At 59.1% G+C, this 11,985-nt stretch carries 14 protein-coding genes; 12 read left to right on the forward strand and 2 right to left on the reverse strand.

Annotation, left to right across the window (positions count from 1 at the left end):
- From B2W96_RS03765 to B2W96_RS03810, 10 genes are all read left to right on the forward strand, one after another.
- Nucleotides 1-1,194 (forward strand): dihydroorotase (locus B2W96_RS03765; RefSeq protein ID WP_293008700.1); only part of this gene is annotated, 1,194 nt, incomplete at its 5' end.
- Nucleotides 1,191-1,928: a dihydroorotate dehydrogenase electron transfer subunit gene (locus tag B2W96_RS03770; protein ID WP_293008702.1), complete on the forward strand. Its 738-nt coding sequence runs from the start codon at nucleotides 1,191-1,193 to the stop codon at nucleotides 1,926-1,928. The genes B2W96_RS03765 and B2W96_RS03770, both read left to right, overlap by 4 nt.
- Entirely contained in the window at nucleotides 1,922-2,839 is a 918-nt protein-coding gene (locus B2W96_RS03775; protein ID WP_293008704.1) for a dihydroorotate dehydrogenase, read from the forward strand. The genes B2W96_RS03770 and B2W96_RS03775 overlap by 7 nt, the downstream gene beginning before the upstream one ends.
- The gene (gene pyrF, locus B2W96_RS03780) at nucleotides 2,832-3,536 is read left to right on the forward strand and encodes an orotidine-5'-phosphate decarboxylase (protein WP_293008706.1); all 705 of its coding nucleotides are present in this window, start codon (nucleotides 2,832-2,834) and stop codon (nucleotides 3,534-3,536) included. The genes B2W96_RS03775 and pyrF overlap by 8 nt, the downstream gene beginning before the upstream one ends.
- Nucleotides 3,537-3,587: 51 nt before the next feature.
- A complete protein-coding gene (gene pyrE, locus B2W96_RS03785) occupies nucleotides 3,588-4,226 on the forward strand; it encodes an orotate phosphoribosyltransferase (RefSeq protein WP_293008708.1) in 639 nt (212 codons plus the stop codon).
- Between the two features lie 34 nt (nucleotides 4,227-4,260).
- Nucleotides 4,261-5,187, forward strand: a complete 927-nt coding sequence (gene pyrB / locus B2W96_RS03790) for an aspartate carbamoyltransferase (protein WP_293008710.1) — start codon at nucleotides 4,261-4,263, stop codon at nucleotides 5,185-5,187.
- A gap of 14 nt (nucleotides 5,188-5,201) precedes the next feature.
- Nucleotides 5,202-5,627 carry an aspartate carbamoyltransferase regulatory subunit gene (locus B2W96_RS03795; RefSeq protein ID WP_293008712.1) on the forward strand — a complete coding sequence of 142 codons (426 nt, stop codon included), beginning with the start codon at nucleotides 5,202-5,204 and terminating at the stop codon, nucleotides 5,625-5,627.
- A gap of 35 nt (nucleotides 5,628-5,662) precedes the next feature.
- A complete protein-coding gene (locus tag B2W96_RS03800) occupies nucleotides 5,663-6,256 on the forward strand; it encodes a DMT family transporter (RefSeq protein WP_293008714.1) in 594 nt (197 codons plus the stop codon).
- 245 nt (nucleotides 6,257-6,501) lie between these two features.
- Nucleotides 6,502-7,536, forward strand: coding sequence for a DMT family transporter (locus B2W96_RS03805; RefSeq protein WP_293008716.1), 1,035 nt, complete (start codon nucleotides 6,502-6,504; stop codon nucleotides 7,534-7,536).
- 27 nt (nucleotides 7,537-7,563) lie between these two features.
- Complete coding sequence (locus B2W96_RS03810) at nucleotides 7,564-8,073, forward strand: GreA/GreB family elongation factor (RefSeq protein ID WP_293008718.1); 510 nt, start codon at nucleotides 7,564-7,566, stop codon at nucleotides 8,071-8,073.
- A 153-nt stretch (nucleotides 8,074-8,226) separates the two neighbouring features.
- Here B2W96_RS03810 and B2W96_RS03815 read toward each other — a convergent pair whose 3' ends face one another.
- Nucleotides 8,227-8,532 (reverse strand): hypothetical protein, encoded by a 306-nt coding sequence (locus tag B2W96_RS03815; RefSeq protein ID WP_293008720.1) that lies wholly within the window; start codon nucleotides 8,530-8,532, stop codon nucleotides 8,227-8,229.
- A gap of 10 nt (nucleotides 8,533-8,542) precedes the next feature.
- Nucleotides 8,543-9,061, reverse strand: coding sequence for a shikimate kinase (locus B2W96_RS03820; RefSeq protein WP_293008722.1), 519 nt, complete (start codon nucleotides 9,059-9,061; stop codon nucleotides 8,543-8,545).
- Between the two features lie 312 nt (nucleotides 9,062-9,373).
- Here B2W96_RS03820 and B2W96_RS03825 point away from each other — a divergent pair, with 312 nt between their 5' ends.
- Together B2W96_RS03825 and B2W96_RS03830 are read left to right on the forward strand one after the other, a co-directional pair.
- Complete coding sequence (locus B2W96_RS03825; protein WP_293008724.1) at nucleotides 9,374-10,099, forward strand: GntR family transcriptional regulator; 726 nt, start codon at nucleotides 9,374-9,376, stop codon at nucleotides 10,097-10,099.
- Between the two features lie 257 nt (nucleotides 10,100-10,356).
- Entirely contained in the window at nucleotides 10,357-11,868 is a 1,512-nt protein-coding gene (locus tag B2W96_RS03830) for an IMP dehydrogenase (RefSeq protein ID WP_293008726.1), read from the forward strand.
- The last annotated feature ends 117 nt before the right edge of the window (nucleotides 11,869-11,985 follow it).

The raw sequence follows: 11,985 nt of genomic DNA on the forward strand, positions 1-11,985 counted from the left end.
ATTTCCCCCTCTCTTCCCCGTGATAATCAGTCGGTTATTAAATTGGATGGTCTTTTTATTGTTCCAGGTTTCGTCGATGTGCATGTACATCTTCGGGAGCCTGGTTTTTCTTATAAAGAGACGATTTCTTCCGGAACGGCGGCGGCCGCCGCAGGGGGCTATACCGCCGTGTGCCCCATGCCGAACCTGAAACCGGTCCCCGACAGCTTGGAAACGCTTCAGCCGGAGCTTGCTATGATCGCCCGGGACGCAAAGGTGCATGTTTATCCATACGGGGCCGTCACCGCCGGGGAGCAGGGGGTATTTCTTGCCGACATGGAGGGCATGGCCCCCCACGTCATCGGCTTTTCCGACGATGGGCGAGGCGTACAGTCCGACGAGATGATGCGCACCGCCATGAACACTGCCAAGGCGCTGAACCGGCCCATTGTGGCCCACTGCGAGGTGGACGGATTGCTGATCCCCGGCGGCTGCATTCACGACGGGGCCTTTGCAAAGGCCCACGGATTGCCCGGCATCTCGTCGGAAAGCGAGTGGCGGCAGGTGGAGCGGGACATTGGGCTGGTCCGGAAAACCGGGTGCCAATATCACGTCTGCCATATTTCCACCAAGGAGAGCGTGGATCTCATTCGCCGGGCAAAGGCCGAGGGCCTGCCCGTCACCTGTGAGACGGGACCTCATTATCTGGTGCTGTGCGAGGACGATTTGCAGGACGAGGGCCGGTTTAAAATGAATCCGCCCCTGCGCTCTGCCCGGGACCGGGACGCGCTTTTGGAGGGTCTTTTGGACGGGACCATCGACTGCATCGCAACCGACCACGCCCCCCACTCCGCTGAAGAAAAATCCAAAGGCCTGCGCCGCAGCGCCTTTGGCATTGTAGGGCTGGAAACGGCATTCCCCGTGTTGTACACTCAGCTTGTCCGCACGGGGCTTGTTTCTCTTGAACTGCTGGTGGACCGTCTGTGCCTTCGCCCCCGGCGAATTTTCGGCTTGAGCGGCGGGGAAATCGCCCCCGGCGCGCCCGCCGACCTGACGGTGCTGGACCTGAACCGCCCCCACCGCATCGACAGCCACGCGTTCCGCTCTCTGGGCCGGGCCACCCCCTTCGACGGGTGGCTGGCGTCCGCCGCCGTGGCGGCTACCGTCTGTGACGGGGAGCTGGTCTACACTGATTTTCAACGGGAGGACGTATGAAACAATCTCTCTTTACCGTGGAGCATACCCGCCAACTCACCGACGACACCTATGAAATGGTCCTCTCCGGGGACACCTCGGACATCACTGCACCGGGGCAGTTTGTAAACATAGCCCTGCCGGGAAAATCCCTGCGCCGCCCCATCTCCGTGGCCAACTGGGGCCAGGGCGCGCTGCTTCTGTTGATTCGTGTGGTGGGCGACGGGACCCGGGAGTTGGTGCGCTCCGTCCCCGGCACGGAGTTGGACACTCTTTCGGGCCTTGGCAACGGATTTGACCTCGAGAACTGCCCAAACAATCCCATTCTCATCGGCGGCGGCGTGGGCGCGGCCCCGCTGTTCGGCCTTGCGGGACGGCTGCTGGAACAGGGAATCAACCCCACGGTCGCTCTGGGTTTTCGCACCGGGAAGGACGCGTTTTACCTCAAAGAATTTGCGGGCCTCGGCTGCCGCCTTTTCATCTCTACGGAAGACGGAAGTCTTGGCACAAAGGGCTTTGTCACCGATCTCACTCGCACAGCAGCGGATTGCACCACCGCCTTTGTCTGCGGTCCCACGCCGATGCTGAAGGCCGTCTGGTCCCTGCCGGGGCTGACGGACGGGCAGTATAGCTTTGAAGCCCGGATGGCCTGTGGCTTTGGCGCGTGCATGGGCTGCACCATCGAGACGGCGAACGGCCCTCGCCGGGTCTGCAAAGAAGGCCCCGTGTTCCGAAAGGAGGAGCTGGTATGGTAGATTTACGTGTAAAACTGGGAAACGTGGCGCTGAAAAACCCCGTCATCCCCGCCTCCGGCACCTTTGGGTACGGACGGGAATTTGCCGAAGTTTACGACTTGAATATTTTGGGCAGTTTTTCCTTTAAAGGCACCACTGCCAGTCCCCGCTTTGGAAACCCTCAGCCCCGCATTGCGGAGACGGCAAGCGGAATGCTCAACGCCGTGGGATTGCAAAATCCGGGCATCGATGCGGTTTTGGCGGAGGAGCTTCCCCACATCTCAAAAATCTTTCAAGGCCCGGTCATCGCCAACATCGGCGGGGGAACCATGGAGGAATACGCGGAGAACTGCCGGAAATTAAACAATTGCCCACAGGTCGCTATCATTGAGGTGAATGTCTCCTGTCCCAACGTCCATGCGGGGGGCAAAAACTTTGCCTCCGACCCTGTCGCCGCCGCAGAGGTGACGGCGGCGGTAAAAGCCGCCACGGACAAGCCGGTATTCATCAAGCTCTCCCCCAACGTGACGGACATTGCCCAAATTGCCCGGGCCTGTGCTGACGCCGGGGCGGACGGCCTGTGTCTCATCAACACCCTGCTTGGTATGCGCATCAACCTGCACACAAAGCGTCCACTGCTTGCAAACCGCACCGGGGGCCTGTCCGGTCCCGCCGTGTTTCCGGTGGCGCTGCGGATGGTGTGGGACGTGTACGAGGCCACGAACCTACCCATCATCGGCTGCGGCGGGGTAAGCTCCGCCGAGGACGTGTGCGAAATGCTGCTGGCGGGAGCTTCCGCCGTGGAAATTGGCGCGGCAAACCTGAAAAATCCTAGCGTCTGCAAAACGATTGTTGAAAAACTGCCCGCCGTGTGCGAGCGGCTGGGCGTGACGGAAATCTCACTCTTGACAGGAGGCGCACATCATGCATAAGGACATTATTATCGCTTTGGACTTTCCTTCTGGCGCGGAGGCTCTGGCATTTCTGGACCGTTTTCCCGCCGGGGAGAAGCCCTATGTAAAAATCGGCATGGAGCTGTTTTACGCCGAAGGGCCGGACATGGTCCGCGAAATCAAGGACCGGGGCCACAAAATCTTTCTGGACTTGAAGCTCCACGACATTCCCAACACGGTGAAGCGGGCCATGGGGGTTCTCAGCCGTCTGGATGTGGACATGGTGAACCTCCACGCCGCCGGCGCGTCGGAGATGATGCGCGCCGCGCTGGAGGGGCTTACCCGCCCGGACGGGACCCGGCCTTTGCTGATTGCCGTGACCCAGCTCACCTCCACCGACCCCAGAACGCTGAAAAACGAGCTGTTGATTGACCTCCCCATGGAGGAAACCGTCCTTTCCTACGCCAAAAATGCCGCCGCGTCCGGCCTTGACGGCGTGGTGTGTTCCCCGCTGGAAGCAGCAGGCGTAAAATCCGCCTGCTGCGAAAGTTTCCTCACCGTCACGCCCGGCGTCCGCTTCGCGGACGGGGACGCGGGGGACCAGAAGCGCGTCATGACCCCGGCGCGGGCGGGAACAAGCGGCTGCGATTATCTGGTGATGGGCCGTCCCATCACGCAGGCGGAGGACCCCGTGGCGGCTTACCGCCGCGCGGTGCAGGAGTTTCTGGGAGACTAACCACGTTTTTTGTCAGCATTTACCCATTAAATTATAAGGAGACTGAAGGATATGAATATGGAACATGAGATTGCCCACGATCTTTTATCCATCGGCGCGGTGTTTCTGCGGCCCGACGATCCGTTTACATGGGCCAGCGGGATCCGCAGCCCCATCTACTGCGACAATCGCCTGACCCTCACCGCACCGGCGGTGCGCACCCATGTGGAGGAGGGTCTTGCTTCCTTGATTCGGGAGCGGTTTGGCGAGGTCGAGGTGCTGATGGGCACCTCCACCGCCGGGATTGCCCACGCCGCCATTGTGGGCCATCTCATGGACCTGCCCATGGGCTACGTCCGCTCCGGCCACAAGGACCACGGCCGAGGCAACCAGATTGAGGGCAAGCTAGAAAAAGGCGCGAAGGTCGTGGTGGTGGAGGACCTGATTTCCACCGGGGGAAGCTGTATTGAGGTGGTAGACGTTCTGCGGGAAGCCGGGGCGCAGGTGCTGGGCATCGCTTCCATCTTCACCTATGGCCTTCAAAAGGGCCTTGACCGGCTGGCATCTGCCGATGTGGCAAACTTCAGCCTGAGCAATTTTGACGCGGTATGTGAGGTGGCGGCGCAGGAGGGAAAAATCAAGCCCGAGGACATCCGCCGCCTGAAGCAGTTCCGCGCCAACCCCGGCGACGAGAGCTGGATGACAGTCTAATCCCCTTTGCGGTACACAGGAAAGGAGCATCTCCATGTCAAACCGAAACCTTATCGACATCACCGACCTGACCCCCGCCGAAATTGACGGCCTAATCGCCACGGCGGAGGACATGATTGACCATCCCGGAAAATATCAGGACCTCTGTGCCCATAAACAGCTTGCCACGTTGTTTTTCGAGCCCTCCACCCGCACGCGGCTGAGCTTTGAATCCGCCATGCTGGCCCTTGGCGGCAGCGTTCTGGGCTTTTCCGAAGCGTCGTCCTCCTCCACCGCCAAGGGCGAAACCGTGACCGACACCGTCCGTACCGTAAGCTGCTATGCCGACATCATCGCCATGCGCCACCCCAAGGAGGGCGCACCCTTCGCCGCCGCACAGCGGGCAGAGGTTCCCATTATCAACGCCGGAGACGGCGGCCACAACCACCCCACCCAAACCCTGACAGACCTTCTGACCATCCATCGGGAAAAGGGACGGCTGAACGATTTTACCATCGGTTTCTGCGGCGACCTAAAGTTTGGGCGCACGGTCCACTCTCTTGTGAACGCGCTCGCGCGGCAAAGCGGCATCCAGTTTGTGTTTATCTCTCCGGAGGAGCTGAAGCTGCCGGGCTACCTGAAGGAAAACGTGCTGGAAAAGCAGGGCCTTGCTTATCGGGAAACAGACTCGCTGGAGGATGCCATTCCAGACCTTGACATCCTGTACATGACCCGGGTACAAAAGGAGCGGTTTTTCAACGAGGCCGACTATATCCGCCTGAAAGACACTTACGTTCTTGATCCGGAGAAGCTGGTTCCTGCAAAGAAGGATTTGTGTATCCTCCACCCCCTGCCCCGGGTGAATGAAATTGCCGTGGCAGTGGACGACGACCCCCGGGCCTGCTATTTCGGGCAGGTGAGAAACGGAAAGTTTATCCGTATGGCCCTGATTCTTTTGCTTCTGGGCCTGTGCGCAGAATGAAGGAGGGTTTGCCAGTGAATATCGACAGCATTCAAAACGGCGTGGTGCTGGACCACATTCAGGCCGGAAAATCTATGGACATTTACAAGTACCTGCATCTGAACCTGTTGGACTGCTCCGTGGCCATTATCAAAAACGTCCGCAGCGGGCGGATGGGAAAAAAGGACATTATTAAAATCGACTCTCCCATGGAAGTGGATTTGGACGTGCTGGGCTACATAGACTCCAACATCACCGTCAACGTCATTCGGGACGGGGTGCGGGTTGCGAAAAAGCATCTGGAGCTTCCCGCGCGGCTCACAAATATCATCCACTGCAAAAATCCCCGGTGCATCACGGCAGAGGAACCGCAGTTGGACTCCATCTTCCTTTTGAGCGACCGGGAAAAGCACGTGTACCGCTGCGCCTATTGCGACGCGGAGAAAAAGCGGAAGTTTTAAAACAATTTTACGCAAAAGAGGAGGGAGTACCGCTGATGGAACGGCAGTCTGACACAGCCTTGGCAGAAAACCCAGAAGCGTTTTCCCCTCCGTGGGGCGACATTTTAGATGCGCCTGACGCGCCCATTCCCGACTTGGGGGAGCGGTCTTTCTCCGAGAATTGTGCGGAGTACGCTTTGGATGAGTGTCCGGAGTACACTCAAAAAGAGTATCCGGAATGCGTCCCAGAGGAATGTTTGGAGGAAGATTCCTCCCCATCGACGGACGCTCCGGGGGCGGACGGCCAACCGCCCGACGCAGCAAGCAGTTCCGCCCCGCACCTGACGCCCCGGCTGGCCGTGGGCCTGATTCTGCTGCAAAGCCTGTTTTTTGGCTTTGGGGACCCCATCTCCAAAAACGCGTTCAGCGTGGTGCCGGTGTTTACCCTGCTTTTTGTGCGGTATCTGCTGGCGCTGCTTACGCTTTTTGTGTTTTCCGGGAGACGGATTGCGGAAGGACTGCGCCGCTGCCGTGTCCGGGACTGGATTGGTTCGGCCCTGTGCATTGCCTTGGCAAGCGTGGTGGGCAATGTGGCCATTACCCTTCCGCAGCCACCAGTGTGGCGTTTCTCCGGTCCCTTTCCACGGTGATGACGGCGCTGTTCTCCTTTCTTCTTTTGGGAGAGCGGCTTAGTCCCGCAGGGCTGCTGGGGGCGGGCGTCATTGTCGCCTGCGTGGCCACCGAGAGCCTCCTCCCCGAGGATGGGCCTTGCAATCCATAATCAAATGCGTTAGAATCGAAGATACCGCGCGGCTTCCCGCAACAACGGGAAGCCGCGCTTTTCAGGTTCCTCAGCGCGACCACGCCGGGGCTCCATGTATTGAGAGGTACTTTCATGACGGAAAAGCAACGCGCCCTGCGGGGCACTCTATGCTCCGCATTCGGCGGCGTTTTCTGGGGCGTTTCCGGCGCCTGCGGGCAATATCTGTTTGAAACCTTTGGTGTGCCGCCTATCTGGCTGGTGTGCGTGCGGACGCTGATGGGCGGCGGAATCCTGACGTTGCTGATCCTACCTAAATACGGGCGGGATCTGCTGGCGCTGGTCCGCCAGCCCAGGGAGCTTGCAAAGCTGGCAGTCTTCGGCCTGTTTGGCCTGCTGATGTGCCAGTATGCGTACCTGACTGCCATCGGGTACAGCAATGCGGGCACCACCACGGTGCTGCAAACCCTGAGCCTTGTGCTGGTCATGCTCATCACCTGCGCCCATACCCGGACGCTGCCCAGCCGCATCCAAATTGCGGCTCTGCTGCTGGCGCTGGCAGGAACCTTCATTCTGGCCACCGGCGGCAACCCCGGGCAGATGTCTCTTTCCGTGCGGGGGCTTTTCTGGGGCCTGCTCACCGCTGTGGCGGCGACGACTTACACTCTGCTTCCCCGTGTGCTGGTGCGGCGCTGGGGGCAGTTGATGGTTACCGGCGCGGGTATGGTGATTGGCGGCGTGTTCATCAATCTCGCAGCCCGGAGCTGGCGCTATTCCGTGAATCTGCCTTGGCAGGGCTGGCTGGCGGTGGCTGGCGCGGTGATTTTGGGTTCCACTTTGGCGTTCCCCATGTTTATGCAGGGCATTTCCGACATCGGGCCGGTGAAGTCCTCCATGCTGGCAGCCACAGAGCCGGTGTCTGCCACGGTCTGCTCTGCCCTGTGGCTGCGCACGACTTTTTCTCCCGCGGACCTAATCGGCTTTCTCCTAATTCTCGCCACCATCTTCCTGCTGGCACGGGAAGACAAAGCGGCGGGCCGCTCCCCGACCGACAACGTGGAAGCCCCCTCTCCCGAAGCCGGCACGGCGGAAAAGGCCCCCGCCGGAGCCGACGGAAGCGGCACACATGAGGCCCTTCCGGCACGCGTTGGGCAAAAGCAGGACCTGTAACCTGAAAATCACGCTTGGGAGGGTTTTATGTACGACGAGCTGACAGAAGTTGACATCCGAAAAATGGAGGAAGAAATTTCTTACCGCACAGCCGTGCTGCGTCCAAAGCTGATTGAGGACGTGCAAATTGCGCGAGGCTTTGGCGACCTCAGCGAAAATTTCGAGTACAAATGCGCCAAGCGGGACAAAAACCGCAACGACAGCCGCATTCGCTACCTCCAGAAAATGATTCAAACAGCCAAAATCATCCGACCCGACGCCGCCGATACAGCAGACGGGGCAGGCTTATTTGACACGGTGGTCATCATCCCCTCCCCTACGGGCGTGCCCCAGACCATCCGCATCGTCACCACCTTGCGTCAGGACGCGCTGAAGGGCCTGATCAGCAAGGAATCCCCGGTTGCAAAGGCAGTGCTGGGCCACCGGGCCGGGGAAATCGTCCATGTGGATCTGGGCGAGGGGCGGGGGTATGAGCTGACCATCCAGTCGGTAGAAAAAGGCACGGACGACCCGTCCCTTGACATCAGTGGGTACTAAAGCGCCTTGCAGCCCAAGCACGGTATCCCAAATTACAAGCCCCCGGCTCTTGACGAGCCGGGGGCTTTTTTATCATGCTTCGTTCACGGCGAGCCGCAGCGCCTTTTGAAAACAGCGGTACTTCCCATTGCCTGCGGCGCTTTGCGCAGTCAGCTATCCGGAATAGGCGACGCAGACCGCCAGCGTGGCAATCCACGCCGCAGCCAGCGCAATCGTCACCAGAGACAGCCGCTTTTCCTTCGGCGTAAGCGCAGAATAAGCGCTTGATGTTCCGTCCGCAGTTCTGAATGCAGGAAACAGCAGCGGCACAAATACCATCACCGCCGAGCATCCCGCAAGCAAAAACACGGACAGCCTGAAATACAGAAGGGGAAAAACTCTCAGCAGGCACAGGCCGTTCCAGATAACGGCCACAGACAGCAAGCTCAGCATAATATTTCTTTTTGTATTGATATTCATAGCGCCCTCCTCAGCTTATCAGACTCAGCCCTACGGTGCGCATCACTTGCTCCACCTGATGGGCGGTGGCGTCCTCGCCTTCCCGGCTGGCCACAATCATGTCGGCATACTTGGCGTACAGCGGTTCCCGTTCCCGGTAAATCTCCCGGATGGTCATATCTCTGGGCGCGGCGATGCCCCGGTCCCACAAATCCTCCGGCATCCGGCCTTCAATTTCCCGCAAAGGCGTTTCCAGCCAGATGCCGACGCCGTTTTCCAGCAAATGCTCCATGGCATCGTGGGAGAGCACCATGCTGCCGCCGGTGGCAATCACCGTGCTGTCAAGGTTCAGGCTTTCGCCAATCTTCCCCTCCAGCACCACAAATTCGTCCACACCCATCTCCATCAGCAATTCCTTCAGGGTCTTTCCGGTCCGCTCGTTAATCACATCGTCCACATCTAAAAATGTATACCCCAGGCGCTCCGCCAAGGCCCTGCCCACGGCGCTCTTGCCCGTGCCTGGCATACCGATTAAAATCAGATTCTTCACAAGCTCCTCCTTAAAAATGCTCTTCCTGCGCTCTTAAATCCGTCGAAAAGCCTCAGTCCATTCGCATATGGCAGCCGTCAAATAAGGCGGCGCAGAGTCCGACAACTGCCATTATAATAATTCTGTGGACAAATGTCCACCAGTAATTTACACAAAAATCATTTTTTCCGGAGCCTCCTCTCTGCGTAAAAGCCCAAGGACGAAATCTGTGGATTTTGTCAGTTGCGACAAACTCAAAAGGCGGCTATAATGGGGGCAGCTTATGAGGTATTACCTGCTATGATAGATTTCATCAATAATGAGGTGCGTATTATGAGCGATCAGCTACCCCGGTCCAAAACCATTCGCACACAGCTTCTCGCCGCCATGCGGGACGGTGCCTATGCCAATTGCGACCGTCTTCCTCGAGAGAGCGCGCTGGCGGAGAGCATGGGCATCAGCCGCACCCAACTGCGGGATGTGCTGGCCTCTTTGGAGCGGGAGGGCTTTATCACCCGCCGCCACGGCGTAGGTACCGTCATCAACCGCCACGTTTTAAATATTCAGACCCGCATGGACATCGAGCTGGAATTTCTGGACATGATTCGCCAGAGCGGGCACAAGCCCGCCGTGGCATTTGTCCGGACGGCGGACGATCAGGCGGACGCGGATGTGGCGCGCAAACTCCATATCCCGGTGAGCGCCCCGGTGATTCGCATTTCCCGGCTGTGCACCGCCGACGGCAAGCCCGCCATCTACTGCGAGGACATCATTGAAAAGGCGCTTGTCAGCGGCAGCTACACCGCCAAAGATCTCAAGTTTCCCATTTTCCACTTCCTCGGTCAGTTTTGCGACGTGACCCCCTATCTGGATTTGACTGACGTGAAGCCCAGCCTGGCGGATGCGGCGCTTTCCGAAATTTTCGGTCTTCCCGTGGGTGCGCCCCTGCTGCGCATGGATGAGGTGGACTACGACATTGACGGGAAGCCGGTATTTTTCTCCCGTCAGTATTTTTCGGACGGCATTTTCAACCTGACCGTCATGCGCAAAAAGCTGTGACAAATGCTCTCCCCATATAAGGTTGGGAAAAGGCGCGGGAATTCCCGCGTCTTTTTGTATGGAAAAACGGCCACTGATTGTTATCAGAGCTGCGACAAGCGCATTGTTTCAGACTTTTTTCTTATACCCGTTGCTTTTTTTCTGGGACGTGGTATTCTAGAGAACAAGAAAAATCGGACTGGGGGCTTATTTTCCGGCTTCTGCCGAGTGTGCGCCGTCCGTTTCCCTCCAACATACACAACGAAAGAGGTGGCCTTATGGCATATTTTTTCAACGAACCCTCCCACACCTTCAGCGAGTACCTGCTGGTGCCGGGCTACTCCTCCGTGGAGTGCATTCCCGCCAATGTGTCTCTGAAAACCCCTCTTGTGAAATTCCGCCGAGGGGAGGAGCCTGCTCTCTCCGCCAACGTCCCCATGGTTTCCGCCGTGATGCAGGCCGTCTCCGGGGATGAGATGGGCATTGCCCTTGCCCGGGAAGGCGGCGTAGCCTTCATTTACGTGTCCCAGCCCATCGACCGACAGGCCGAGATGGTCCGCCGGGTAAAGGGCCACAAGGCGGGCTTTGTGGTCAGCGACTCCAACCTGCGGCCCGACAGCACCCTTTCCGACGTGCTGGCCATGAAGGAAAAAACGGGTCACTCCACCATGGCCGTAACCGAGGACGGAACCGGCACCGGCCGGCTTCTGGGCCTTGTCACCAGCCGGGATTACCGCGTCAGCCGCATGGACGGCACGGAGAAGGTCACCTCCTTTATGACCCCCATGGAAAAGCTGGTCTTCGCCCCGGAGGGCACCAGCCTGAAGGAGGCCAACAACCTGATCTGGGACCACAAGCTCAACGCCCTCCCCATTGTCTCCAGGGACGGAGCCTTGGTGGCCTTTGTGTTCCGCAAGGATTACGACACCCACAAGGACAATCCTCTGGAGCTGCTGGACGGGCAAAAGCGTTATGTAGTGGGCGCAGGCATCAACACCCGGGACTATGAGGAGCGGATTCCCGCGCTGGTGGAGGCCGGAGCGGACGTGCTGGTGATGGACTCGTCGGAGGGCTTTTCCGAATGGCAGAAGCGCTGCCTTGTCTGGGCCCGTGAAAAATACGGCGACAGCGTGAAAATCGGCGCGGGCAACGTGGTGGACGGCGAGGGCTTCCGCTTTCTGGCGGACGCCGGGGCCGACTTTGTAAAGGTCGGCATCGGCGGCGGCTCCATCTGCATCACCCGGGAAACCAAGGGCATCGGCCGAGGACAGGCCACGGCGGTGATCGACGTGGCGGCGGAACGGGACCGATATTTTGAAGAAACCGGGATTTACGTTCCCATCTGCGCCGACGGCGGCGTTGTGCAGGACTATCACATCACGCTGGCGCTGGCCATGGGCGCGGACTTCTGCATGCTGGGACGGTACTTCTCCCGGTTTGACGAAAGCCCCACCGCAAAGACGCTGGTGGGCGGCAGCTATATGAAGGAGTATTGGGGCGAGGGCAGCGCCCGTGCCCGGAACTGGGAGCGGTACGACTTAGGCGGCGACAAAAAGCTCAGCTTTGAAGAGGGCGTGGATTCCTACGTGCCTTACGCAGGCGCTTTGGCAGACGGCATGTCTACCACCCTTGCCAAAATCCGTTCCACCATGTGCAACTGCGGGGCGCTGAGTATTCCCGCGCTGCGGGAAAAAGCCAAGCTGACGCTGGTGTCCTCCGTCTCCATTGTGGAGGGCGGCGCACACGACGTGCTGCTGAAAGACACCACCAACTCTGCAAACCGGAATTAAGCGGCCCGCTTCAGATCACCGCAGGCTTGATGTAATTCCCTCCCCGAAGGACAGTCGATAAAGTATCTCACAAAAGCTAAGAACAGCGGCGCTCCGCAGACAACTGTCTGCGGAGCG

The sequence above is a fragment of the Oscillibacter sp. UBA6647 genome, from assembly GCA_002455655.1.
Lineage (GTDB): Bacteria > Bacillota > Clostridia > Oscillospirales > Oscillospiraceae > Oscillibacter.

Excerpts from the sequence above, each read along its gene's own strand:
- B2W96_RS03770 (WP_293008702.1), top strand. The coding sequence starts at position 1,191 with ATGAAACAATCTCTCTTTACCGTGGAGCATACCCGCCAACTCACCGAC.
- B2W96_RS03775 (WP_293008704.1), top strand. The coding sequence starts at position 1,922 with ATGGTAGATTTACGTGTAAAACTGGGAAACGTGGCGCTGAAAAACCCC.
- pyrF (WP_293008706.1), top strand. The coding sequence starts at position 2,832 with ATGCATAAGGACATTATTATCGCTTTGGACTTTCCTTCTGGCGCGGAG.
- pyrE (WP_293008708.1), top strand. The coding sequence starts at position 3,588 with ATGAATATGGAACATGAGATTGCCCACGATCTTTTATCCATCGGCGCG.
- pyrB (WP_293008710.1), top strand. The coding sequence starts at position 4,261 with ATGTCAAACCGAAACCTTATCGACATCACCGACCTGACCCCCGCCGAA.
- B2W96_RS03800 (WP_293008714.1), top strand. The coding sequence starts at position 5,663 with ATGGAACGGCAGTCTGACACAGCCTTGGCAGAAAACCCAGAAGCGTTT.
- B2W96_RS03805 (WP_293008716.1), top strand. The coding sequence starts at position 6,502 with ATGACGGAAAAGCAACGCGCCCTGCGGGGCACTCTATGCTCCGCATTC.
- B2W96_RS03810 (WP_293008718.1), top strand. The coding sequence starts at position 7,564 with ATGTACGACGAGCTGACAGAAGTTGACATCCGAAAAATGGAGGAAGAA.
- B2W96_RS03815 (WP_293008720.1), bottom strand. The coding sequence starts at position 8,532 with ATGAATATCAATACAAAAAGAAATATTATGCTGAGCTTGCTGTCTGTG.
- B2W96_RS03825 (WP_293008724.1), top strand. The coding sequence starts at position 9,374 with ATGAGCGATCAGCTACCCCGGTCCAAAACCATTCGCACACAGCTTCTC.
- B2W96_RS03830 (WP_293008726.1), top strand. The coding sequence starts at position 10,357 with ATGGCATATTTTTTCAACGAACCCTCCCACACCTTCAGCGAGTACCTG.